This window comes from Shewanella sp. SW24 (genome assembly GCF_025653395.1).
Classification (GTDB): domain Bacteria; phylum Pseudomonadota; class Gammaproteobacteria; order Enterobacterales; family Shewanellaceae; genus Shewanella; species Shewanella oncorhynchi.
In genome coordinates this window covers 313,057-337,239 of the sequence record NZ_JAKKSH010000002.1, presented here as the reverse complement: position 1 = coordinate 337,239, position 24,183 = coordinate 313,057, and the positions used below count along the sequence as shown (strand labels likewise).

Annotated in this window: 19 protein-coding genes; 10 read left to right on the top strand and 9 right to left on the bottom strand. The window is 44.3% G+C overall.

Features of this window, described 5'->3' with window-relative positions; translation table 11 throughout:
- Nucleotides 1-25: 25 nt before the first annotated feature.
- Nucleotides 26-757, bottom strand: coding sequence for a type 1 glutamine amidotransferase (locus tag L5M17_RS03230; RefSeq protein WP_263145175.1), 732 nt, complete (start codon nucleotides 755-757; stop codon nucleotides 26-28).
- A gap of 84 nt (nucleotides 758-841) precedes the next feature.
- On the opposite strand from L5M17_RS03230, the gene L5M17_RS03225 reads away from it, so the two are divergent.
- The 3 genes from L5M17_RS03225 to L5M17_RS03215 all read left to right on the top strand — a co-directional run bounded on the left by L5M17_RS03225 (nucleotide 842) and on the right by L5M17_RS03215 (nucleotide 4,357).
- The gene (locus L5M17_RS03225) at nucleotides 842-1,657 is read left to right on the top strand and encodes an AraC family transcriptional regulator (RefSeq protein WP_173497928.1); all 816 of its coding nucleotides are present in this window, start codon (nucleotides 842-844) and stop codon (nucleotides 1,655-1,657) included.
- A gap of 247 nt (nucleotides 1,658-1,904) precedes the next feature.
- Nucleotides 1,905-3,374, top strand: a complete 1,470-nt coding sequence (locus L5M17_RS03220) for an inorganic phosphate transporter (RefSeq protein WP_263145400.1) — start codon at nucleotides 1,905-1,907, stop codon at nucleotides 3,372-3,374.
- A gap of 134 nt (nucleotides 3,375-3,508) precedes the next feature.
- Nucleotides 3,509-4,357: an isocitrate lyase/phosphoenolpyruvate mutase family protein gene (locus L5M17_RS03215; protein ID WP_263145171.1), complete on the top strand. Its 849-nt coding sequence runs from the start codon at nucleotides 3,509-3,511 to the stop codon at nucleotides 4,355-4,357.
- 386 nt (nucleotides 4,358-4,743) lie between these two features.
- Here the strand turns inward: L5M17_RS03215 and L5M17_RS03210 are convergent, their stop codons facing one another.
- On the bottom strand, nucleotides 4,744-5,697 hold the full coding sequence (locus L5M17_RS03210; protein WP_263145168.1) for a DUF72 domain-containing protein: 954 nt from the start codon (nucleotides 5,695-5,697) through the stop codon (nucleotides 4,744-4,746).
- A gap of 291 nt (nucleotides 5,698-5,988) precedes the next feature.
- Here L5M17_RS03210 and L5M17_RS03205 point away from each other — a divergent pair, with 291 nt between their 5' ends.
- Nucleotides 5,989-7,416 carry a GGDEF domain-containing protein gene (locus tag L5M17_RS03205; RefSeq protein ID WP_263145166.1) on the top strand — a complete coding sequence of 476 codons (1,428 nt, stop codon included), beginning with the start codon at nucleotides 5,989-5,991 and terminating at the stop codon, nucleotides 7,414-7,416.
- 134 nt (nucleotides 7,417-7,550) lie between these two features.
- On the opposite strand, the gene L5M17_RS03200 is transcribed toward L5M17_RS03205, so the two are convergent.
- The 7 genes from L5M17_RS03200 to L5M17_RS03170 form a co-directional block, all read right to left on the bottom strand.
- Nucleotides 7,551-9,443 carry a methyl-accepting chemotaxis protein gene (locus L5M17_RS03200; RefSeq protein ID WP_173246509.1) on the bottom strand — a complete coding sequence of 631 codons (1,893 nt, stop codon included), beginning with the start codon at nucleotides 9,441-9,443 and terminating at the stop codon, nucleotides 7,551-7,553.
- 497 nt (nucleotides 9,444-9,940) lie between these two features.
- Nucleotides 9,941-12,574, bottom strand: coding sequence for an aminopeptidase N (gene pepN, locus L5M17_RS03195; protein WP_263145162.1), 2,634 nt, complete (start codon nucleotides 12,572-12,574; stop codon nucleotides 9,941-9,943).
- A 256-nt stretch (nucleotides 12,575-12,830) separates the two neighbouring features.
- Entirely contained in the window at nucleotides 12,831-13,424 is a 594-nt protein-coding gene (lpoB, locus tag L5M17_RS03190; protein WP_173246506.1) for a penicillin-binding protein activator LpoB, read from the bottom strand.
- A 69-nt stretch (nucleotides 13,425-13,493) separates the two neighbouring features.
- Nucleotides 13,494-14,897, bottom strand: a complete 1,404-nt coding sequence (locus tag L5M17_RS03185; protein WP_113939848.1) for a COG3014 family protein — start codon at nucleotides 14,895-14,897, stop codon at nucleotides 13,494-13,496.
- Nucleotides 14,897-15,454, bottom strand: a complete 558-nt coding sequence (def, locus tag L5M17_RS03180; protein ID WP_263145159.1) for a peptide deformylase — start codon at nucleotides 15,452-15,454, stop codon at nucleotides 14,897-14,899. The genes L5M17_RS03185 and def overlap by 1 nt, the downstream gene beginning before the upstream one ends.
- A 64-nt stretch (nucleotides 15,455-15,518) precedes the next feature.
- Entirely contained in the window at nucleotides 15,519-15,731 is a 213-nt protein-coding gene (locus L5M17_RS03175) for a SlyX family protein (protein WP_006080410.1), read from the bottom strand.
- A gap of 9 nt (nucleotides 15,732-15,740) precedes the next feature.
- Nucleotides 15,741-16,691: a WD40 repeat domain-containing protein gene (locus L5M17_RS03170; RefSeq protein ID WP_173246498.1), complete on the bottom strand. Its 951-nt coding sequence runs from the start codon at nucleotides 16,689-16,691 to the stop codon at nucleotides 15,741-15,743.
- A gap of 154 nt (nucleotides 16,692-16,845) precedes the next feature.
- Between L5M17_RS03170 and fkpA the strand changes: the two genes are divergently transcribed.
- The 6 genes from fkpA (at nucleotide 16,846) to katB (ending at nucleotide 24,078) form a co-directional block, all read left to right on the top strand.
- Nucleotides 16,846-17,613: an FKBP-type peptidyl-prolyl cis-trans isomerase gene (gene fkpA, locus L5M17_RS03165; RefSeq protein WP_131524662.1), complete on the top strand. Its 768-nt coding sequence runs from the start codon at nucleotides 16,846-16,848 to the stop codon at nucleotides 17,611-17,613.
- 618 nt (nucleotides 17,614-18,231) lie between these two features.
- Nucleotides 18,232-20,844 (top strand): extracellular exonuclease ExeM, encoded by a 2,613-nt coding sequence (gene exeM, locus L5M17_RS03160; protein ID WP_263145156.1) that lies wholly within the window; start codon nucleotides 18,232-18,234, stop codon nucleotides 20,842-20,844.
- 110 nt (nucleotides 20,845-20,954) lie between these two features.
- Nucleotides 20,955-21,410, top strand: a complete 456-nt coding sequence (locus tag L5M17_RS03155; protein WP_263145153.1) for a hypothetical protein — start codon at nucleotides 20,955-20,957, stop codon at nucleotides 21,408-21,410.
- A 105-nt stretch (nucleotides 21,411-21,515) separates the two neighbouring features.
- The gene (locus L5M17_RS03150) at nucleotides 21,516-21,953 is read left to right on the top strand and encodes a PaaI family thioesterase (RefSeq protein WP_263145151.1); all 438 of its coding nucleotides are present in this window, start codon (nucleotides 21,516-21,518) and stop codon (nucleotides 21,951-21,953) included.
- An 82-nt stretch (nucleotides 21,954-22,035) separates the two neighbouring features.
- The gene (locus L5M17_RS03145; protein ID WP_028761593.1) at nucleotides 22,036-22,278 is read left to right on the top strand and encodes a YgjV family protein; all 243 of its coding nucleotides are present in this window, start codon (nucleotides 22,036-22,038) and stop codon (nucleotides 22,276-22,278) included.
- Nucleotides 22,279-22,605: 327 nt separating this feature from the next.
- A complete protein-coding gene (gene katB / locus L5M17_RS03140) occupies nucleotides 22,606-24,078 on the top strand; it encodes a catalase KatB (protein WP_263145148.1) in 1,473 nt (490 codons plus the stop codon).
- The last annotated feature ends 105 nt before the right edge of the window (nucleotides 24,079-24,183 follow it).

Sequence of the window (24,183 nt, the reverse complement as noted above, 5' to 3'; positions counted from 1 at the left end):
GCTTAGCCCGCTGAATCCTGCAGCTTCAGGTTGTTTGGGTATATACGGCTTGATAGGTTAGGACTAGATTATCTAAAAAATGCCCCAGTAACTGATTCATCCTAGCCGTTGATTGTCCCAGTATGAACTCAGGGCTTTGAATATATGGCATTTTCTGTGTGCTAGAAAAAGCATTTTCTTGGGCAATTAATGGCGCTAATTGGCTACTGATAAATTCAAGATGGCATTGAAATCCAAAAACTAAATTTGTGTAACGTACAATTTGCCGCGGGCAAGCTTCACTTGTGGCGAGCACTTCGCAATCGGGAGTGAGGCCAGGCATATCGTTATGCCAGTGGCCAACCACTTCAGTTGTCGAAAATGTCGTAAGGTTAACATCACTTTTTCCTGCCGCAGTCAGTTCAATGGGGAAGTAACCAATCTCGGTATGCGGGCTCTTTTGATAACGGGCACCTAATGCCTCTCCGATTAACTGTGCCCCAAGACAAACCCCCACAACGGCTTTATTTTTTTGGATAGCTTGTCTGATAAACCTTTGTTCTGCTTGGCTATCAAAATATTGACAATCGTTTTGGCATGTCGCGGGAGACTGAGGGCCACCGAGGATAATTAATAGATCAAAACCATCACTATTGTCGGGTAAAGCTTCATCTAGATAGATTCTGCTAAAGCTCATACTGTAGTTTTTGCTTGCAGCCCAATCGCTAAAATAGCCTGGACCTTCATAGCTTTCATGGATAATGCAATGAATGCGCATCGAGTTTTCCTGTGTCTTTTATGGGATAACGCTATGCTACAATCCTTTTTATTTGGCTGAATAACGTTATATGGACAAGTAATGATGCTAAGTCGCCAACTCGATTCGATTAACGCCATTATTGAGCAAGCGCCTAATATGCCTTCTTTTGTCAAAACGATTGAGATGCAGAAGGGTTATGTGGATGTTTTACACCAGCACTGTTGGCATCAGCTTATTTTTCCGCTTCAAGGCCTGTTACAGACAGAGGCAAATGAGGCACTTTTTTTGGTCCCCCATACCACAGCGCTTTTTGTGCCTGCAGGTGTCATGCATGAGTCTGTTGCGATCACAGATACCTGCTTTATTGGTGTCTATTTGAATCCTATGTATGGTCGAGATTATGGTGCCATCGTTAAGCCCGTCGCCATGAGTGCTTTTATAAGGGAGTTAGTGCTAACGCTCAGAAAACAATGTGCTTTTAATACCCCAACGAATGTTGATCCAATGGTTCAGGCGCCAATACTGCGTTTGCTTGAGGTGTTATATGATCAAATTAATAGTGCGGAAGGACAGACTTTCAAGTTACTGATACCGCAAGATAGGCGCCTAAAATTGATTTTTGAGCATTTAACCCAAACGCCAGCTTTAGATTTCTCTTTAGTGAAATGGGGTGAGATGGTTGGGGCATCGGAACGAACATTGTCGAGGCTATTTGTGAGGGAGTTTGGTTCTTCATTCGTATTATGGCGTCAACATTTACGGCTGATCTATTCGCTGTCGTTATTGGCCACTGACCTATCAATACAGAATGTGGCCCACCAAATTGGTTATCAAAATGATTCATCCTATATCAAAGCCTTCAAGGAGCGTTTTGGGATGACGCCACAGCGATTTCGGTTAGGCGATCATGGGATATAACCCTGTTACGGTTTATGGCGTTTAACACTGCTTTTAGTTGAATTATTTAACATTGAATCAATGTTTTGCCCTTTTCGCAGTACAGATATTCATTTAGCCGAATAAAATCAAGCCAGTGTTAATTGCAAGCATGCTACTGAGTTATTGGGGGCTAATTCACTTTTTGACAATCTAAACAATTTTTCACTGTAAAAGACCCTAAACTTGGGCGTAATCTGTGGGCGTTCTCGCCATGGGTAAGTATTTTATGTTTGAAATGTTCACAACGTTAGGCTTTGCGTGGTCGGTGGGTTTAGTCCTTGCCGTACTTTTTGTACTGGCATACGAATTTATTAATGGCTTCCACGACACGGCAAATGCGGTGGCGACGGTGATCTATACCAAGGCAATGCCGGCAAATCTGGCGGTCGTTACCTCCGCACTATTTAATTTTGCGGGGGTGCTGTTAGGGGGGTTAGGGGTGGCCTATGCGATAGTGCATTTATTACCCGTAGACTCCTTGCTCGGTATGGACTCAATCCAAGGCTTGTTGATGGTGTTTTCCCTGCTATTTTCGGCAATTATCTGGAACTTAGGTACTTGGTATTTTGGTATTCCGGCATCGAGTTCCCATACCTTGATTGGTTCGATAATGGGCGTGGGTGGCGCGTTCGCTTGGATAAATCATCAGCCTATCCTACAGGGCATTAATGTCTCTAAAGCAACGCAGATCATGCTGTCCTTGATTATTTCGCCGACCTTAGGGTTTGTGATGGCAGGGATTTTTTTGCTCATCATGAAATACGTTTGGCAGAAACATAAAATTCACCGTACCCCAGATGAGCAGATGCAGATTAATGGTAAAAAACACCCTCCATTTTGGGCGAGGGCGAGTTTAATTATCTCCGCTATGGGGGTGAGTTTCGCCCATGGTTCTAACGATGGACAGAAGGGGATAGGTTTAGTGATGCTAGTGCTGATTTGTATGGCACCGGCTTATTTTGCCTTGGATATGGGCAGTCAAACCTATGATTTAGAAAGAACTCAAGATGCTAATCGTCGCATTATGGCGATTTATGACCGTAACCAAGCCGTTATCGCGGATGTTATCGACTTTAAAGCCTTAGTCAACGTTCCCGAATATATGCTGGCCCATTGCTCATCTGCCAATGTATTACCGGCGATGTCGTTGCTTGACCGTCGCTTAGCAAAAGTCTCAACTTACAAAGATATGGATGTAGAAGAGCGACGCGAGGTGCGACGTTTATTGTTGTGCATCGATGATACTGCTCGCCAAGTGGCTAAATTGGATCTTCCTGCTAAGGATTTGAGTTCATTGGCTAAATGGCGAAAAGATCTCACTAGAACTACTGAGTATGCGCCCATTTGGGTGATTATTGCCATTGCGACTGCGCTGGGTTGCGGCACGTTGGTGGGGTGGCGGCGGATTGTATATACCGTGGGGGAAAAAATTGGTTCATCGAGTATGACTTACAGCCAGGGCATTGCCGCGCAGGTCACCGCTGCCGTCTCTATTGGGATTGCCAGTATGACGGGGATGCCGGTATCGACGACTCATATTTTGTCTTCCGCTGTAGCGGGTACCATGGTGGCTAATCGTTCAGGGCTTCAGATCCAAACCATTAAGCAAATCATGCTCGCTTGGCTGCTGACACTACCTATTACTATGTTGCTCTCCGCGAGTGTGTTTATCCTTGCCAATGCACTTTGGGGTTAGCCAATAATACTCAAGTTGAATGCTCACATAGCCAAGCCTTGAGGGCTTGGCTTTTCGGTTCAGTGCCGTTTCCCGCGATAATTACCTAAGCCATCTTGTTAGAGTTGAGCCTTCAAAACCAACAAGGACATAAGATGGCTGAGCAATCTAGAATACTTTTCAAAGCACTACATCAACAATCAGAGCCGCTGATATTAACTAACGTTTGGGATGCCGCCAGTGCGGCCATCATCCAAGCATCGGGCGCCCGTGCGATTGCGACCAGTAGCGCGGCATTGGCTTGGTCGCTCGGTTATCCCGATGGGCAAGCGCTACCTAAAGCGACTTTATTGGACGTAGTGAACAATATTCTACGGCTGAGTCGAGTGCCCATGACGATAGATATTGAATCTGGTTATAGCCAAGATCCCGATGAGGTTGCTGCTTTTGTTGCGCAGCTCGCTGAGCTTGGCGTAGCAGGAATTAATATTGAGGATGGCAGTGCAAGTGTTGCAGAGATGGTGGCAAAAATTAAAGCTATTCGCGCCCATCCTCGTTGCCAAGGATTATTTATTAATGCGCGAACTGATGTGTATTTACTGGGTTTAGCCAGTGGTGAGGCCGCAGTTGTTATGACTATCGATAGGTTAACTCAATATCAGGCTGCGGGTGCTGATGGTGGCTTTATCCCTGGCGCGAATCAGGTCGAGACCGCTAAGCGCTTGTCTGCCGCTGTGGATATGCCACTGAATTTTATGCTATTGAATGAGCAGATGGATATCGGCGAGTTATTTGCCGCAGGTGTGCAGCGTTTTTCCACTGGCCCAGCTTCATTTTTACAGGCCTATAGCACTTTGCTTAATCCAATTTTGTTAAATTCAATTAAGGCAAAACCGTTTCAGCGAGAGTCAAATGATGCGGTTATTGCCGTTGATAAGGATTCAATACCTAAAGCCATTTCCCTTGGTTTTGAGCAAATGAATAACTTATTTATCCCGAGTTAAAGCTGTTTTTCATCTATACCCAAGCTACCTGAAGATACGAGTTTCAGAGCGCCCAGGGTGCTTCAATTTAAGGCGCATTAATGACAGAATGTCGGCCACCTTTTGAATTGATGCAACACGGAAGTGGAGTGCCCTGGGCGCTCCGTCCCGGCGGGTTTTAACGCACTTTATGCTGCGTTGGTTATTTTTAACTTAGCCCGCTAGGCCTGCAAATAACCGCAATCGCCATGGATGGCGTGAATGCCATTTATGCAGGAGCAATAAATGGCCTTGCCTAAAGTGCGTTAAATTCCCGCTGAATCCTGCAGCTTCAGGTTGTTTGGGTATATACCCACGGCGAGTTTGCCGTGGGTTTCTTCTTACGTCCATTTTACTTAGCGCCCGTTTTACCAAGAAAGTCCCATCTGTGTGCTTGGCTCCTCAGGTTTCTTATCAAGCAGGCGTAGCTCGGCGAGTTGAATGTGCGCTGCAATTTGGCTGCGCAATTTTTGATAGAGACGGATGGCTAGTTCAGGCGCGGCTTCATTGTCGGGAGTATGGATAAACAGATAGGGTTCTCGACCTTCTGCGAGCCACTGCGGGAGTTGGGTGAGCCAATTATCAAAAAAGGTATCGTTATCCTTAGGTAAAACAGCAACGCCTTGCTGTGCGAGTTGTGCGACGGCATCGTCTGGTTGGCCGATAAAGCGCACCACTGGATTATTGGCGGTGGCAATTGCATGCACTGGCACTCGAGGTTTTTTCTTGTGAGCGTCGATAATCGCGACATTGCAGGGCGGCAGTGCAAACAAGGGCCTACTGTCCATGATGATGCGATTCACTTTTTTATCGATGAGTAATCGATTAAGCGCACGCTCGGCATCTCCTTTAGCAAAAAACGCTGCATGCCTGACTTCGACGCCATAGGTTAACCCTTGGGGGATTTGATCTAGAAATTGCGCTAACGCAGGCAAGTTTTCTGGGCCGAAATGGGCGGGCAGTTGAATTTTCCAGATCCCTGTTTTATCGATTAATGGTGCCATTATCTGGAAAAAATCTTTCAATTCTTGGCCGCAGTGTTGCAATAATCTTTGGTGAGTGATGGTTTGCGGTAGTTTGAAGGTAAAACGAAAGCTATCGGGCGTGGCACTGTGCCAATTCATTACTGTTTGCTGTGCAGGCGTTGCGTAGAAGCTGGTGTTCCCTTCGACAGTATTGAATATTGTCGCGTAACGGGCGAGTCGCTCCGCTCGTTTAGTTCCGTGACCATACACACTTTCTTGCCAATTCGAGTGCGACCACATGGCAAGCCCAAGGCGAAAATGCTTGGGTCGATGTAACGGAGAGCACAATCGGTCCAAAAATAAATTCCTTTAATGCGATTTGCGCGTACCAAAGCAGCGCCCTGATGTTGACCAACATTTTAGGGCATTGTGCCGATATCTGTCGTCCAGAGTCAAATAGTGCCACCGATGGCCTTAAGTATTGTGTTTGATTTTGTTTGAATTTAACTCTGCAAAAGTCGGACTTAACTGAGCCAACTCTGGAATGACATTGAAAATTAACCTACTCTAATAGTGCGTTATTATTATTTTTATGCTTATGATCAAACTTAGGACTTAGCCAAAGACGGACGTTTATTGGAGAATTACGTGAATAATGATGGCTACACTTCCTTAAGCAATTTTATCGACCTTCTCTTGGATGCTATTTGTGTCGTCGATAAAGCGGGGAGGTTTGAATTTGTCAGTGCTGGGGCAGAACGTATTTTTGGCTATACCCCAGAAGAAATGATGGGTATGCAGATGCTAGATCTTGTCATTCCAGAGGATAGGGAACGCACTCTCGCAACGGCCAATGAAATTATGGCAGGTCGCTTTAAAGTCGATTTTGAAAACCGTTATGTGCGTAAAGATGGTGTTATCGTCGATATTCTTTGGTCTGCACGTTGGTCCGATGCTTATCAACAGCGTGTCGCAGTCGCTAGAGATATTTCTAAGAGCAAAAATGCCGAACGTAGACAAGCAGCCTTATATGAGATTTCAGAGGCTGTGCATGTCGCTGAGGACTTGCTAGCCCTATATCGTCGAATTCATGAAATTATTGCTAAATTATTGCCTGCAGCAAACTTTGCTATTGCATTGTACGATCAAGATTTAAATGAATTAAGTTTTCCTTATAAAGCCGCTACTGGCGAGGATTCACTTATCGATATTGCAAGTTTCAGTGTGTTCACTGACCAAGTGATCCGCAGTGCTGAGTCTTTACTCCTGTGTCCCGTGACCTTAACTGATTATCCCCAAGCGATTCGTGAAGATTTGGGTAATGGTAGTTTAAGTTGGCTGGGTGTGCCGCTAAAGCTACAGAAAGGCGTTATCGGCGCTTTGATTATGCATAGCTTGCCCACTTCGGCTTCATATACACACCAAGACCGTGAGTTATTGGAGTTTGTTTCTACGCAAATAGCCTTTGCGATTGAGCGCCGACAAATGCTCGCGCGATTAGAGCATATTGCACTTTATGATCAGTTAACCTTGTTACCCAATCGTGAGCTTTTTTACGATAGATTTCAAAAGGCGCTATCTCGAGCCCATAGGGAATCAAGTTATTTCTCTTTGCTTTATTTAGACTTAGATAAATTTAAGTGGGTTAACGATACTTTTGGTCATAGCGTGGGCGATTTATTACTGCAAGTGACAGCGCAGCGAATAGTCAGTTGTGTGAGGGGCTCAGATACCGTTGCGCGTTTTGGGGGGGATGAGTTTGTCATCTTACTTGAACGAGTCGATTCAGCACATAATACCCTGCTGGCTGCGCAAAAAATATTGCAAGTATTCGAGCAACCCTTCGAGCTTGCCGAACAGCAGATCCATATTCTGCCGAGTATCGGTATTGCTCTGTATCCAGAGCACGGTGAAGATGAGAAACAGCTTATTTCCTGTGCCGATACTGCTATGTATAAAGCTAAAAAGAATGGCGGAAATCGAATTGAAATGGGTTATCAAGGATTAAGAAACTTACATGCTGAGCTTCGGCCTGAGGCCAATATTCCTGAAAATAAAGCGATGAAGATTATTTAAGCTTGCTTTAGGTAAGCCATTGTAAGTCTTTGAAGAAATAATATGTAAAGAAATGCCCGCAAATGTCACTGACACTTGCGGGCATTATTGTATGGAATTGTTGATGTAATCTTTATATAAAATAAGGCTTTTGATTACAGTTTGAAGCGATTAACTTCCTGCTGCAATGATGCGGCCAAATGGGCGAGCTCTTGAGCTTGGACCATAGACGTTTGTGCCTCAATCGAGAGATTCTCTGACACTTCACGAATCGACTCTGTGTTACGGTTGATTTCGCTGGTGACTGAGGTTTGCTCCTCGGCTGCTGTGGCAATTTGGCTCGCCATATCTGAAATATCATTAATGGCTTTGCTGATTTGCAACAGACTTTCGCTGGCTGAATTAGCATCGGCCACACTGGTTTCTGCCATTTCATGACTTTGAGTCATAGACTTAACGGCTTTGCCTGCGGTTTGTTGTAGGGTTTCGATCATCGCTTGAATTTCTTGTGTCGATGAATGCGTACGTTGTGACAGTACACGCACCTCATCAGCAACTACAGCGAAGCCACGACCTTGTTCTCCTGCACGTGCCGCCTCAATGGCTGCATTGAGTGCAAGTAAGTTGGTTTGCTCTGCGATGCCACTAATGGTCAACAAAATGCTGTTGATCTTTTGTGAGTGCTCGTTCAGTTCACCGATAATTCGCCCTGCAGTTTCGACTTCACTGGCTAAATTACGGATAGATTGCTGGCTTTGCATTACCTGTTTATGGCCATGGTTTGAAAGTCCGACCGCATTTTGAGCTGTCTGCGCTGTATGCTCAGCATTACTGGCAATTTCCTCGGTGGCGCTGGCCATTTCGGTCACCGCAGTGGCAACCATAGTCACTTCATCTTGCTGTACTTCAATGCGCTGACTGTTATCCGTTGCCGATGCACTACTTCCTTTGGCTTGATATTCCAATTGACCCGCAATCTTGTGCATGCGGGAAATCATACCGTGTAGACGTTCTACAAAGCGGTTAAAACCCGAAGCTAACATACCAATTTCATCGTGGCTGTTGGCAGTATGAATGCGCACAGTGAGATCGCCATCGCCTTCGGCAATATCATTGAGTGCTTGGGCAACGCGTTCGAGATCTTTGAATTGAATTTTAAAGATGGCGATTAAAATCAAACCAAACAGCACCAATAGTGCAACACCTACGGCAGACATCCACCAAGCGAGATCGGTTGCCTGTGACATGATTTCTTGCTTATCCATCACGAAAATCAGTGCCCAGTCAGTTGAGGGTATTGCCGCAACATAGACTAACTTAGTGGCACCATCGAGGTTTCGCTCTTCCATCGTATTGGCATTAGTGCGCTGTGATAACCAGTTATTACTAAAATTACTATCGATTTTAGTGAGTTGTTGAGTATTTAGCTGGCTATTGGGATGACTAATAATGAGCCCTGCATTATCGACCATCAGAGTGTAACCTTTGCCTGGTACTTGGAGGCGCTGCACTGCATCTGTTAACTGATCTATGGTTAAGTTCGCAGCCGCTACGCCTATGAGCTGGCCTGAGCTCATCACAGGTTCTGCTATAGTTACGACTTGTTTTTTCAATGTGGCGCTGACGTAGGGCGCCGTCATGATCATTTTACCCGCCGTTTTAGCATCCATATACCAAGGGCGAACGCGGGGATCATAATTTGCGGTATTCAGCGACGGATCTTGACGATACATGTTGCCTTGCTCGTCACCATAGTAGGTGAGGGCAAAGTCAACCGCAGTATGCGCTTGCAACAAATGAGGGGTAACGTTGGTACTAGGATCGGCTTCAATGGTTTGCTTTAGGCTCGTAATGGCCATTTTTCTGTCTTGTATCCACTGACCTATGCCGGATGAAAAAGTCTTCGCCAGTTGGTCAATTTCATGTTGGGTGTTTTCTAACGCATTATTTCTAATGAAATAACTAGAGATACTCACGAGTACAGCAATAGTGATCAGTACAGCGGAAAGACTGCTAAACAGCAGCCGCGTTTTGAGTGTCGATCGCATAATCTATATCCTTTATATTCCGTTAGCTCTCTAACGTTGTTTTAGTATAGCGGCAGTACGGGGCAAAACATTAAATCATTGAAGAATTATAGTAATAAATTTAGAAGTGACGCCCATAATTTATGAATTTAATAATTACATGATTTTTATATCAATAACGATTGCGTCAGCGGTTGTTTATTTGATGAGCTGATGGAACTTAGCAGACTAAACTGAAGAGATGAATAATATTTTACAGGTGATAAATAACATTAGTTATCGTCAGTAAGCCGTTAAAATACATAAGCTCAAGCTAACAATTTAATTAAATATGTCAATGGTTGTGAGTGTGATTAATTCATTATTCAGAATGCTGGCTTGTTTATATCAAAGGTTAGTGAGCTTAATTTTGCGCAGGTAGCATCTTGTGTGCTGGTTCAAGTTTAAGACTCATCTGTAATAGAACATAAAAAAGGGACTCCTAGGAGCCCCTTGTTAATTTTAAAATGACCTAAATATTAGTGGGTCATCTTATTTTTGATCAGCACACAACGCTGCTCTATTTGACGGGTTTCCAGTAGATTACGGCGGGTAAGGTTAGATAGCCCAGTTTGGCGATCAAGTACTTTGTCCAATGCCGCTATGCTAGTGTAATTACAATCGGTTGGGATGAGGAAATGGCTATAATTACGCATAAATACAGGCCCTTTTTTGTCCATATCCATTAAGCTCGCCAGACGCTCTTCCGCTGTAGCCGCGCTTAATAGTTTTTGCTCAGCAGGATAAAGATTTTGCATAATAATCCGCTGTTTGGAGAAAGGTAGGCTGTCTAGATGTACTTTACTTAACCAACGACGTTTTGCGGCCGCTTCAGGGCGGATCACTTGTGCCGCAAGTGCCGCTTTTTCACCAGAGTCTGAATTATCCTTGGCAGCTTCTTTGGTTAAGCGCTGCAGCGCGTTAGGAAAATCATAGCGATTAAGCTGGGTGATGATTGCCCATCGTAAATCTTGATCTAAAGTTAACCCCTTAATTTTTGTTTCACCATCAATGAGTTGTGCTAAATGACGCAGTGAATCTCTGTCGCTTGCTAAACTGACATAGGCATTGAACCAGATCCGTTGGAAATCATTATCGCCTTTATTTTCCATTGCTTTTCTCAGACTCATTTGGCTTAAGCCTTTAATTGCATTTTCAGCGTAGTTTTGCTGAATAGGGGCGATCTGCGCGAGATATTCCTTCGAGCGCAACATGCTATCGATGATCTGACCAACAATCGTGTAGTCCGTCTCAGCAGGCGCGTTAACAAACACTGTGCTTAGGTATTGATCTAAGCTCAATTTACCTTCGCGGACGCTGTCCCACAGACTTTGCCACAGCATAGATCGCAGTAGTGGATCGGAAATATTACTCAGTTGTTGTTTTGCGGTATTAAATGACTTGTCATCAAGCTCGACTTTCACAAAGCCCCAATCATCAAAGTTTGGATAGACTAGGTCAGGGCAGCGCTCACCAATCAGTTGTTTAACTTCAGTACGCTCGCCTTTGTAAGTCACTGGCACTGTAATGTCATTTCGCAGATCAAAGCGACCTTGGGTAAATAAAGCCACTTGGACTTTTTGTTCACGTAATGTGGGTAGCTCTGCGCTTGCAGGGAGCTGTCGTAGGCTAAATTCGCTGATTCGGTTGCCCTCACAACGATATTCCGCCTTGATGGTGTTAACGCCCGCGCTGTAGAGCCATTCTTGAGTCCATGCACTTAAATCGCGGCCAGCGGCTTTCCCTAGGCTATTGATAAAATCGTCTAACTCAGCGTTTTGATAACTGTATTGTTTTAAATAGTTACTGACGCCACGACGAAACACCATGTCCCCGAGTAAATGGCGTAATTGTTTCAGCGTTGATGCGCCTTTTTGGTAAGTGATAGCATCGATATTGTCGAAGGCGTTCTGGGTTGTTGCTACTGGTACTTCAATGGGGTGCGTGGTGACTAAGCTGTCTTGCTCATAGGCTTTTTGCTTGCCTTTAGCGTAGAAGGTACGCCAAGCATTAGTGAACTCTGTGGCTTCTTGAGTCGCAAGTGTGCCCATAAATGAAGCAAAACTTTCATTTAACCACAAGCCGTTCCACCATTTCATGGTGACGAGATCGCCAAACCACTGGTGCGCCATTTCGTGCATGATCACGCCCGCAAGATTTTGCTTCTGATCCGCTGTCATAGCCGCTTTATGAAGGAAGATATCTTCGGAAAAGGTCACTGCGCCCGCGTTTTCCATTGCGCCATAAAGGAAGTCTGGCACTAGAATTTGATCGTATTTCTTAAAGGGGTAAGGAATACCAAAGTAATTATCGAAAAAAGTTAACCCTTGTTTTGTATAGGTAAACCAATCTTGCTCCGTGACTTGATTAGCAACGGATTGACGGGCGAACAGGCGCATAGGATAGCGGCCTGAGTTGTCTTGCCACATGTGATAAGGGCCCGCGTGCATCGAAAAGTTATATGGGCTTAGCTTAGGAGTTTGTGGGAAAGTCCAACGATTGTAAGCACCCGCTGGGGTGATTTGGCTTTCACGCATCGAGCTAATGACTTGCCAGTCTTTGGGCGCTGTTACCGTAATTTGATAGTTAGCCTTGAGATCCGGTTGGTCGAATACTGCGAACATCTGCTGAGCAGCAGCGGGTTCAAAATGAGAGTAGAGGTAGACCTTGCCATCGATTGGATCTTTAAAACGGTGTAAACCTTCACCATTGGTGCTGTGGGCACGGCTAAATTGCACTTCAATGGTATTTTCACCTGAGGTGAGCAAACGCGTATTTAAGCTGATGTAAGCGCCATTGTAATTGGGGTATACGGCGGTACCGTTGATGATAAAGCGTTTTATCTGCGCCTTGTTTAAATCTAAGCTCAGTTGTTTTGGCACTTCACTTAATTGAAATGTCGCTTTGGAGGTGGCGGAAAACTCGGCATCCCCTGTGAGCTGAAAATCCAAGTCATAGTGAATATCGGAGATGACCTGCGAGCGAAGCGCAGCCTGATATTGGCTAATATAAGCGCTAGCATCACGTGGACCCGTATTGAGTGTACTTTGGGTTGCACACGACATTAATGTGCCGCAGGTAAGGGCAACGAGACTGGCTTTAAACAAGTTCACAACTTAAATCCTTCAACGATTTGTTTTGTTTTCTGCTTGGATGTTTGCATTCAATATCGTGTGTGTAGGTTTGCCTTTGTGGCAAATTATCCCTCGCGCCAGCGCCAATTTTGAGCATCATCATCGCAGTGTATTTTGGCCGAGTACACTACCTTATTTACCTTGGATTACCAATGTTAAAAATGTAAAAAAAAGCCAGCGTTAACGCTGGCTTCTTGAGATTACTGTTTGGCAGAATTAAGTGCCAATAGGACAATTACATGCCTAAGAAAGACTTAGACTTCATCTTACGGATTTCTTTTTCATCAGACCATTCGATAAGGCCTGTTTCTAAATCCATTAAACGCATTGTCATCTTATAGTAGACGTCTTTAGTGCTACCGTCTTGCTTCACTATGCTAGATAAATTGCCATATAACATGTATTGAGCGCCAATTTGACGACCAAACTTGATGGCGGTTGATGGGTCAACCATGCCAGTGTTGTTTTGGTAATCCAGTTGTTTACGGACTGAATCTACTTTAGTCATGTCGATAAAACGGAACTTGCCTGAGCGCAATAATTTGTTACTGATAGAGTCAGTGACAGACTCAGTGTCGATATGTTCTGAGGTTTTGTTTTTGATGCTATCAACAAATAAAATCGGGCGGTCATTGGCTGTTATTGCCACGATAGGAGGGAAAGTCATCATGCTATCCACCATCTTGGCTGCAATAGCTTGTAGATCCGTCGAGCCAAAGTTCTCATTGACGGTTTCAACTTCTGTGGCATCGCCATATTCGACTTTAGATTGACATGCAGCTAGACCCATAACGGCAGCCAGTACAAAAATCAGTTTAAATTGTTTCATAGTCAGTTCCATTTTGTGATTGTATAAACTTAATGACACACGTCTTATTCAAATACCACAACCGCTAGGCTAAATGATTATTGAATAAATTCGGGTGTAATTACCAGTATCAATTGCCCAGACTAAGGTGGTTTTGCCTGCTGCAACATCAATTTTAGCCGGTGGCGCTTTGTCTAACTGCAAAGTGTATTCACCTGCACTCAAATAACGCCGCCCGATCTGTGCTTGTTTAGGGAGCGTCAGCCAACTACGACGATCCGCTTGTTCTGTTACTACGTTAAAAATCTGCATCGCAATGCTGCCAATATCGGCCGCATTGTTACCTGGTTTACCACTCTTCTCAATCTGATAGGCCATCTCAGATTTAGCATAGACCCTAGCGACTTGACGAACTAGCGTCGCGGGCAGATCTTCCTTGAGTGCTGTGATGGCTAAGGCATCGATATTGGCAATAGGTTCAGTTTTCAGCACTGTACCTAAACCTTGCACTTGCGTCTCTGGCACAAAAGTATTGTTTGGCATGTAGGTAGCGAGTGACACTGTCTGCCAGTTACCATGGATAGTAAAAGGTACCGTGAGAGCTTGTTTTGCAGGCACAAAGCCGCGCTCGACCATCAAAATCACTTGACCATCTTTGGGATTGGGCAACTTAGCATCGCCCCAACGGCGCTTAAACTCATCATACTGTGGCATGCCGAGTTGCTTGGCGAGGCGGACCAGATCTTGCTGTAAATAGGTGTTATCTGGAGTGATTTGTGCTGCTTTACGATAATCGATATAGGCATCGTTCGGCTCACCCAGCACTTCGTGCAGTACGCCAGTCGTGTAATAACTGTAAGCGTTTAAGAAAGAACTGGTGACTGTGCCCGCAGCTTGTCCTAGTTTGTTAACCTCGGCATCTATGGTGCCGTTCGCCATGGCTTGAACTGACTTTTGTGATTTTTGATAGCGTTCTTGCTCGCTGCTCTGTAGTTCGTTACTGCGACGAACTTCGACGAGAGCCCCCTGATAGTCGCCACTAAACAAATAGTTAAGAGCTTGGTATTGGTGCAGCATAATGCGTTCATACCCAGGGCCTCGGTACGGAATCGCATTGTCGTTTAACACTAAGCTGCTGGCTGTTGCGCCAATGTCACTAACGCTGACTTTGGCCTTATCATCAAAGGCGGTATAAGCATCTACTGCTTGCTGATAATATTTTTTACTGGCAGCAAAATCGCCGGCGACTTGAGCAATTCGTCCCGCTTCTTGGGCATAGAGTAAGCCGTCATTGCCATTGATATTGCTGGCAAGTTTGTCGATATCGGCCATGGGAGTCGCACTATTAAGCTCTTGTTTGAGTGGTTCAATCTGCGCAGGATAATTAATGAAAATACTGTTATAAGCGCAGCCCGATAAGTTTAAAACCAATCCCATTGCCAAGGTTGGTGCAATAAATGCGCGAGAAAAAGGTGTAACGAAGGACAGTTTCATTATTGCGCTTCACCTTTTTTGATGGATTGGGCTGAAATCGCCTGAGTCTGTTCTGGCATAAGTGAACGCTCGAGTAATGTGATCCCTTGAAGGTGATCAAATTCATGTTGAAAAATCCGTGCAATAAAGCCCGTTAATTCGGTTTGTTGCCACTCGCCTTGTAAATTTTGATAGCGTACTTCAATGGCTTGATGTCTTTGTATCGTAAATCTTTGCCCCGGTACAGATAAGCAGCCTTCTTCTCCGCTGACCAACTCGCTTGATGCATTAATGATTTGCGGATTAACCACGACCACAGGCGCCATATTAGGCGCGTCGGGATAACGCTCATTAGGGCGAGAAGCCATAATAAATAAGGCTAAAGGGCTGTGAACTTGGGGGGCCGCGATACCAACGCCATTGGCAGCGTCCATGCTGGCAGACATTTGCTCGGCAAGATGCATAAGCTCTGCATCGAAATGGTGTACTGTGATTGCAGTCTGCCTTAGAATGGGTTCACCCACTAACGCTATGGGTAATAGAGTTGGGGTTTCTTTTGGCATTAAATGTTTAAACATCGCATTCCCTGGATATTTTGCAGTAACTGTTTTTTAATCAAAGTTAACATCTAAAGCGTCAGTGTTAATAATGAGGTGGTGGCGTTTCTTCAGCCTGAGTCGCCATATTACTTGGTTCCATGTCCTGCAACTTACCAATTAACATGTGAATTTGGTGTTGCTGGTGAGCCACCAGTCGATTTAATTTGATGACCTCTTGGTTTAATTCTTCGACTGTGAGCTCTTGAAAAGCCAATTTGGTTTCTAGATCTTCAATCTGTGCTTGTACGCCTTGCATGGCTAACCTCTATTTCTGCCAAGTTTCAACTAAGCCTTGGCTACTGATACTAACGACTTTATTGGTATCTCGAATTGCCACAGAGTATACAACGGCTCCTCGATTTTGGCTGTTTTTAGTGAGTGCAACCTGCCATTTTTCAATTTGTTTACCCGAGTCACGTTGCCAGAGTATAACTTCCCGCGCTGGCGTACCTGTTAATAGCTGGCTGTCTTGTTTGATAAACCTCACCGCTGAAAAGTTCATTTGGCGACGGGTAATATCCAGCTTATTTAACAGCTTACCGCTTGTGTTATCCCAGATTTTTGCTTCATCTGTGCTGCCATTGGTAAAACTTAAACTACCACTGTCGTTGAGTGCCACTTTGGTTATACGGCTGCCGAGTGTCCACGTATGAAGCGGTTGGCCAGTTTGTGCCTGCCAGAGAATCGCCTGCATATCATTTGACCCCGTTAATGCTAATCGGCCATCAGCAGAGAGGGCAACACTATTGACGCGCTCTTTATGTCCAAGAAACTTGATTAAGGCAGATTTTTCGGCATTAAGCGACATGACTGAACCATCATTTAAACCAATAAGTAGTGCGCCATTATCTGCTACCGCGACACTTTCACCGGATGAAGGTAAGGACCACCAGCCCAAAGGCTTACCGTCGGCTATTTTCCACATAGCAACTGAATCTCGGCTTAACGATGCTGCAAATATCCCGTTGGGAGAAATCGCTGTACCTGTGACGCCAGTATTAATATCGCCATGTATCCATTGGTATTTGAGGGTGTGGGTACTGAGATCCCAGCATTGAACTCCACTACTTTGAGTGGCAACTAAGGCGAATTGCCCATTACTTGATAGGCTCGCGCTATAGCTGGGCTCTGTTGTGAGAACACTGATATCTTCTGCTTTGGGGTGGCAAGCGATTAGAAAAACTGTGCAAATTACCAGCAGTAGATTTTTCTTCATGAACTTGCTCCCTAAGTTGTTGTCTTTAGACTTGATCAAGTGACATTAATCACTGTTAACCCATAAAGAATCTAGTTGGTATAACCGAGATAACTAGTATAAAGTTGTCACGCTTAGGTTATTGTAACCGCTTGAGGATGCTGAGGAAGCTTTAATGAAATCGATTTATAAATTATCGTTAGTTGCATTGGCTATTATTGGCCTATCTGCTTGTAATCAAGAAGAAAAAGCAGCTACGAGTACAAATGTTGAATTAACGACTGAAGCTCAAAAAGAAGCTTACAGTGTAGGCGCTTCAATCGGTCGTTATATGTCTGGCCATATCAAAGAGCAAGAAGAATTAGGCCTGCCAGTTGATCGCACTCTGATCGTCACTGGTTTCACTAATGGTCTGAATGACCAATTAAGTTTAACCGAAGAAGAAATGCAAACCATTCTTCAAGGTCTAGATAAAAAGTTAAACGATAAACGTCAGGAACAAGCAACAGCGATTTCTGCGAAAAATATCGAAGATGGTAAAAAATTCCTTGAAGAAAACAAGGTTAAGCCTGGTGTAGTGACAACTGAGTCTGGCTTACAATATGAAGTATTAACTCCAGGCACGGGTGAAAAGCCTGCCGCAGAAGACACTGTAGAAGTGGATTATGTCGGTACTTTACTTGATGGTACTGAGTTTGATAGTTCTTATAAACGCGGCGAAGCGGCTAAGTTCCCTTTGAATCGCGTTATTCCAGGTTGGACTGAAGGCGTGCAATTAATGCCTGTTGGCGCTAAGTTCAAGTTTGTGATCCCATCGGAATTAGCCTATGGCGTACGTGATACTGGTACTATTCCACCAAACTCTACGTTGATTTTCGAAGTTGAGTTGAAATCAATCGAGAAAGCTTCTGCGGCGCCAGTAGCTGAACCTGCTAAAAAGTAATTGATTAGCTGCGACGTGTAATACGCCGCAATTGAAAATACCGCTCCTAAATGAGCGGTATTTTTTTGTCTGTAAAATTCACATTATTGTTTTAATATTGAGCTCACTATCTTACAGCCGTTGGTTCTCAGACTGGCTCTATGTTTCATTTTTATACCCATTATCAACATTAATCTGCTGCAATAACCAAGGGTACCCATCATCAACTTTAGAAGTTTGATTGTTATGTTTATTTCAAAATAATGAATGCTAAATTAAGTTTTAATTATATCCATTACCTTTTAAGGACCCGTGTTCCTTATATTTTATTAGGTATTGCATACCGAATAATATCATCAAAATATCACATTAAAATATTGATTATTATTTGAGCAGGACACTAAATACTTTGAGCTTATGTGTATTGATCTTACTATTTGTTTTTACATGGCTAATACTTTTGATTTACCATCCTGTTCTGTCAGGTGAACAGTGAAGTGTCTATAATTAGTTACTCATCAATGTGTTACATTGGCAATGTGCGATCTTGCCCTCTTTTTTTACGCATTCAACTCTGAAATAATCGGCTCGCACGTTAATAGAAGTTAGCGGCAATATTATAATAATGGGGTTGATGATATGGATAATGTTAATAAATTAACGGCTATTTCTTTAGCTGTAGCAGCGGCTTTGCCTATGATGGCAAGCGCAGATGTGATGATCACCGAATATGTTGAAGGTAGCTCAAATAATAAAGCGATTGAACTGTATAACAGCGGCGATACGGCAATTGATCTCGCGGGTTATAAACTGGTTCGTTATAAAGATGGTGCTACTGTTGCGTCGGATATGGTGGCTTTAGGTGGTCAAACTATTGCGGCAAAATCGACAAAAGTTATTTTAAATACTAGCGGTACTATTACTGTTGCTCAAGGGGTTGATAGTTACTCTGGTAGTTTAAGTTTTAATGGCGGTGATGCAGTTGCCTTAATGAAAGATGATGCCGTCATCGATATTATTGGTGATGTGCCGACGCCAACGGGTTGGGGATTAGACGTTACCTTAAAACGTAAATTAGATGCGTTAGTGGCGAATACAGTATTTAATGCCGCCCAGTGGGAACAATTACCTAAAGACACCTTCTCAGGTTTAGGTTCTCTAGAAACGCCTGCTGAGCCAGAAGTGCCGCTCTTTAGCTGTACTGGCGCTACAATTGTGCCTATTTATCAAGTACAAGGTGCGGGCGAGTCGAGCCCATTTGTACCAGCAGGGGCATTCGAATCTGAAGCCGAAGTGACAGTGCGTGGCGTAGTGACTGCCCGTGGTGAAAGCTTGTTTAAAGGTTTTTACTTACAAGAAGTTAAGGGTGATAACTCACCGTATACCTCTGATGGTGTATTTGTATTCTTAGGTGAAGCGGCACCTGAAGCGATTCAACCTGGGGTTGAAGTTTGTGTGCAGGGTAAAGTGAAAGAATACTTTGGCTTAACTCAAATCGATATTAAAGCCGATAAGAAATTTGATGTTGGCGCTAAGGGTGAAGTCCCTGTTGCCGCGCCTTTCTATGTGGCCGATGGTGAAACCTTAGCGCAAGCATTAGAGCGCTATGAAGGCATGAATGTGGCCTTAGATGCGGGCAGTGATCTTAAAATCAGCCGTACCTTCAGCTTTGACTATGCGGGTAGTCGCAATAACATGCTAGTGTCATATCAAGCGCCTTTAATGAAGCCTACACAGCTGTATCCAGCGCTTTCTGCTGAAGCAACGGCATTAGTTAAATCTAACCGCGAAAACCAACTCTTTATCGAATCCGATTACAAGCCTGCCAATGGTGTTATTCCATACTTCCCTGATTTCAATGTGGAAACGGGTTACATCCGTGTTGGCGATCAACTGACTAACCTGCAAGGTGTGATTGGTTACAGCTACGGCGCTTATCGTTTAGTAGCGACTAATACTATTACAGCGGGTGATTTTATCCGTGGTGACGATAGAACCGAAGCCCCAAGTGTTGCAACTAAGGGTGATCTGCGCGTGGCTAGCTTTAACGTGCTGAACTTCTTTAACGATGTTGATGGTGGTGATACCAATCCATCAGGCAGTAACCGTGGCGCCCTAACGCTGGAAGAAATGGTGCTGCAACGTACTAAAATCGTTAGCGCTATTACTGCTATGAACGCCGATATCGTGGGTTTGATGGAAATTGCTAACAACGGTTTTGGTGAGAAGAGTGCTATTAAGGATTTAGTCGATGCACTAAATGACAAGCAGACGCCTGAAAACGCCTATAGCTTTGTTGAAATCACCGATGCTGATAAGTATGACGGCAAGTACTTTGGCACAGATGCGATCACTGTCGGCATGTTATACCGTGGTGGTAAAGTGACTTTAGCGGGGGCCGCACAAGTTATCGGTACTCCAGAACAGCACGCCAGTGCTGGCAGCGTGACTCGTACTAAAGATGGCAAAACTGAGGCTAACCCTGGCAATGATGCTTATCAACGTCACAGCTTAGCGCAAACCTTTAAAATCCATGATGAGTCTCTGACCGTAGTCGTTAACCATTTGAAATCTAAAGGCTCAGGCTGTTTAGAAGATTGGGCTAACTTCGAAGAGTCAGTTGATCCTGCGGATCAACAGGGCAAGTGTAATGCTTTCCGCGTATCTGCAGCTAAAGTCTTGGGTGAAACGCTAAAAGACGTGAAAGGCGACTTACTGATCATCGGTGATATGAATGCCTATGGTATGGAGGATCCTATCCGTGTACTAACCGACTTCGATGCGAGCAAGTCAGAGCGTGACATCCTAACCGCTTCGTGGACGACGCTCGACGGCAAAGTGTTTGAGCGCCAAGGCAGCAAGATTGAAAAAGGTTATGGCTTTATCAACTTGAACACGAAAGCCCACGGTGCAAGCACTTTCTCTTATAGCTATAACGGCGAGTTAGGTAACTTAGATCATGCTTTAGCCAATGCTAGCCTAGCTAAACGTTTAGTGGATATTGAAGATTGGCATATCAACTCAGTGGAATCTAGCCTGTTTGAATACGGTAAGAAGTTCTCTGGTGATCTGGCTAAATCTGAAAATGCTTTTTCTGCATCGGATCATGATCCTGTGATTGTTGCTTTAAGTTATCCTGCGCCAGTAGTGCCGCCAAAACCTGAGCCAAAGCCTAAAGATGATGGCGGTGCTTTAGGTTATTTAGGTTTAGCACTGATGTCCTTGTTTGGTTTGCAGCGTCGTCGCCGTTAACCTGTACATGGGGTTAACTCACAAGTGCAATTTGTGAGCTAGACTGAAACAAAGGGATGGTTAACCATCCCTTTTTTATCTCTTTTTTTCAGTTTTTATTAGGAGTGAGTATGGATACCACCTCAAATCCGCTGAAAACCATGAATATCAAGGCGCCACTCTGGTTTTACTTTGTCGCAACGCTCAGTTTGTTGTGGAATATCATGGGGCTGATGGCTTTTGTGATGCAAATGACTATGACGCCAGATGCACTCGCACAGATGAGCCCAGATCAAATTAAACTCTATGAAACGACGCCAATTTGGATTGATGCTGTGTTTGGCTTTGCCGTGGTTTCAGGGGTTCTAGGATGTCTATTATTGTTATTCAGAAAATTAATTGCTTATAAAGTGCTGGTCGCCTCGCTTATCGCTATTTTGTTGCAAATGACCTATGTATTTTGCATTCAGCAAGCGGCTGTGGTGCTAGGAGCTGACGCGTTAATTATGCCAAGTGTAGTCGTGGTGTGGGGATTATTTCTTGTCTGGTTTAGTCAGCTAAGTACCACTAAATCTTGGTTAGCTTGAGCCTTATTTTTGCTGATATTGATGTGACCAGCTAAGAGTAAACTAGTTGAACTTCATCCACTTCACAGTAAACTGCTGATTGGTTTTATTGACTAGGAAGTTGCAATGAGTATTTGGTTTAGAGCTGTAACGTTAGAGGATTGCGCGCGTTTAGACGCCGGTATGGGTGGCAAAGGCACCTTGATGCAGACTTTAGGAATTGAGATCAGTGAGATTGGCGACGATTACATGAAGGCCACTATGCCAGCCAGTCCGGCGGTGCATAACCCTTTGGGCATAGTGCATGGTGGCGCGAATGTCGCGCTTGCTGAAACCGTTGCCAGCTATGCGGCAAATTTCGCGGTGGATTTTGAGCAGTACTATTGTGTCGGTCAAGAAATTAACGCTAACCACTTACGGGCTTCCCGTAATGGGGTATTAACCGCCACGGCTAAGCCTATCCACTTCGGGAAACGCAGCTCTGTATGGGAGATTTTAATCCACAACAGCGCGGGTGAACTGACTTGTATTTCACGGATGACGGCGGCTGTCGTTAAACGCTAAATGCAATGAGCCAGCTTATTGCCTGTGGTGTGAATGGCGTATCAATCGTTTGATTTAAATAATATATAGATAAGGATTGGATATGGATAACGCTACAATTTGGGAATGGGTTGGTTATTTAGCTTCAGTGGTCGTTGCAATATCACTGATGATGTCAAACATTAAGAAACTGCGCTGGTGGAATCTCATTGGTGCGGCTTTATTTGTGGCTTACGGTGTGGCAATTGGGGCTTATCCTGTTGCCTTAGTTAACTTTTTTATCGTGCTGATTGACACTTATTATTTGGTTAAGCTTTATCGTGAAGCCGACTTATCCAGCAGTTAATGGCAGTGTATCAGCTTAACTCCACTTTCTCGCACCGCACTTCGCTCCATTGTCCTGAGCAGCTATTTGGTTTTTCAACAGCATCTTAAGTGATGTGAGCGGACCATTGGCTGTGAGTCTGTGTAATTCATTAACTGTCTTGCCAAACTTATCTTTAATCTTTTTTTTAGATTGTATGAATCTAGTTTAATCGTTTTATTCTCAATTGGTAATTCTCTATTCTTGCTCTATCGACAACACGTCGCCAGCCAAGGAGATAAACCATGGCCACCATTTACGATTTAATTGAAACCTGGTTAACCAGCAATCAAGACTAAGGAGCAGGGCATGAGTCAACATCAAACAAGTCAGTACTTAACGAGCCAAAACGGCGCCCCAGTGGCCGACGATCAAAACTCACTGTCGGCGGGTGAACGTGGTCCTCTGCTATTACAAGATTGGCATTTAATTGAAAAGTTAGCCCATTTCAACCGTGAGCGTATTCCTGAGCGTATCGTGCATGCTAAAGGTACTGGGGTTTACGGCACATTTACGCTGACTAAAGATTTAAGCGATTACACCATTGCTGACCATTTCAATGGTGTTGGTAAGCAAACCGAAACCTTTATTCGTTTCTCAACCGTAGGTGGAGAAATGGGTTCTGCCGACGCAGAGCGCGATCCACGTGGCTTTGGTTTACGTTTTTATACTGCCCGTGGTAATCACGATATCGTGGGTAATAATACGCCGACCTTTTTCTTGCGAGATGGGATTAAGTTTCCAGACTTTATTCATACGCAAAAGCGTAATCCTAAGACAAACTTAAAAGATCCGCAGGCTATGTGGGACTTTTGGTCATTGAATCCTGAAGCTATGCATCAAGTAACCATTTTGATGTCGGATCGTGGTATTCCGGCGAACTACCGTCAAATGCACGGTTATGGTTCACACACTTTCTCGCTGTGGAATGCCAAGGGCGAGCGTTTCTGGGTGAAGTTCCACTTTAAATCGCAGCAAGGCGTGGTCAACTTAACCAATGAACAGGCTGATAAATTAAAAGGGATTGATCCCGATTCATCGCAGCGCGATATGGTGGTTGCGATTACTGATGGTAACTTCCCGCGTTGGACGGTTAATGTGCAGATTATGCCTGAGGCGGATGCCAATACTTACCATATCAATCCATTTGATTTAACTAAGGTTTGGCCGCATAGCGACTATCCATTAATTGAGATTGGTGTATTAGAGCTGAATCGTCTGCCACAAAACTACTTTGCTGAAGTTGAGCAAGTGGCATTAGCACCTAGTAATTTGGTCCCAGGCGTCGGGGCTTCACCAGACAAGATGTTACAAGCACGTTTATTTGCCTACGCCGATGCGCAGCGTTACCGCATTGGTGCTAACTACAACCAATTGCCAGTGAATTGCCCGCATGCCGCTAAGGCAAATCACCATCAACGTGCAGGTGCGATGGCGGGTACACAATGTCCTTATCATGGCAGTCAAACTGGTGGCGACGCTTCGGCAAACTATGGCCCGAACAGCACTGCTGATGCCTTGGTTGAGCCAGTAAACTTTAGCGAACCACCATTGCGTTTAGAAGGTGAAGCGGCGCGTTACAGTCGTTATAACCAAGACGATTATACCCAAGCGGGTAATTTGTATCGCATCTTCTCTGAAGCTGAGAAAGCGCGCCTAGTGGCAACAATTTCGGGTTCATTAAGTCAAGCGAGTTTAGATGTGCAGCAACGTATGGTGGCGCATTTTACTCAAGCCGATGCGGATTACGGACAACGTATTAAACTGGCATTAGGTCTTTAAACTATTGCTGTTGCGAATGTTTGAATAATAGTAGAAACGATAAAACTGAGTAGAAAGCCTCTACTCAGTTTTTATTATCAGCGACAATAATATTAACATTCTCGT

Excerpts from the sequence above, each read along its gene's own strand:
- L5M17_RS03200 (WP_173246509.1), bottom strand. The coding sequence starts at position 9,443 with ATGCGATCGACACTCAAAACGCGGCTGCTGTTTAGCAGTCTTTCCGCT.
- exeM (WP_263145156.1), top strand. The coding sequence starts at position 18,232 with ATGGATAATGTTAATAAATTAACGGCTATTTCTTTAGCTGTAGCAGCG.
- katB (WP_263145148.1), top strand. The coding sequence starts at position 22,606 with ATGAGTCAACATCAAACAAGTCAGTACTTAACGAGCCAAAACGGCGCC.
- L5M17_RS03170 (WP_173246498.1), bottom strand. The coding sequence starts at position 16,691 with ATGAAGAAAAATCTACTGCTGGTAATTTGCACAGTTTTTCTAATCGCT.
- L5M17_RS03145 (WP_028761593.1), top strand. The coding sequence starts at position 22,036 with ATGGATAACGCTACAATTTGGGAATGGGTTGGTTATTTAGCTTCAGTG.
- lpoB (WP_173246506.1), bottom strand. The coding sequence starts at position 13,424 with ATGAAACAATTTAAACTGATTTTTGTACTGGCTGCCGTTATGGGTCTA.
- L5M17_RS03155 (WP_263145153.1), top strand. The coding sequence starts at position 20,955 with ATGGATACCACCTCAAATCCGCTGAAAACCATGAATATCAAGGCGCCA.
- L5M17_RS03225 (WP_173497928.1), top strand. The coding sequence starts at position 842 with ATGCTAAGTCGCCAACTCGATTCGATTAACGCCATTATTGAGCAAGCG.
- L5M17_RS03230 (WP_263145175.1), bottom strand. The coding sequence starts at position 757 with ATGCGCATTCATTGCATTATCCATGAAAGCTATGAAGGTCCAGGCTAT.
- fkpA (WP_131524662.1), top strand. The coding sequence starts at position 16,846 with ATGAAATCGATTTATAAATTATCGTTAGTTGCATTGGCTATTATTGGC.
- L5M17_RS03175 (WP_006080410.1), bottom strand. The coding sequence starts at position 15,731 with ATGCAAGGCGTACAAGCACAGATTGAAGATCTAGAAACCAAATTGGCT.
- L5M17_RS03150 (WP_263145151.1), top strand. The coding sequence starts at position 21,516 with ATGAGTATTTGGTTTAGAGCTGTAACGTTAGAGGATTGCGCGCGTTTA.
- L5M17_RS03220 (WP_263145400.1), top strand. The coding sequence starts at position 1,905 with ATGTTTGAAATGTTCACAACGTTAGGCTTTGCGTGGTCGGTGGGTTTA.
- def (WP_263145159.1), bottom strand. The coding sequence starts at position 15,454 with ATGTTTAAACATTTAATGCCAAAAGAAACCCCAACTCTATTACCCATA.
- L5M17_RS03185 (WP_113939848.1), bottom strand. The coding sequence starts at position 14,897 with ATGAAACTGTCCTTCGTTACACCTTTTTCTCGCGCATTTATTGCACCA.
- L5M17_RS03215 (WP_263145171.1), top strand. The coding sequence starts at position 3,509 with ATGGCTGAGCAATCTAGAATACTTTTCAAAGCACTACATCAACAATCA.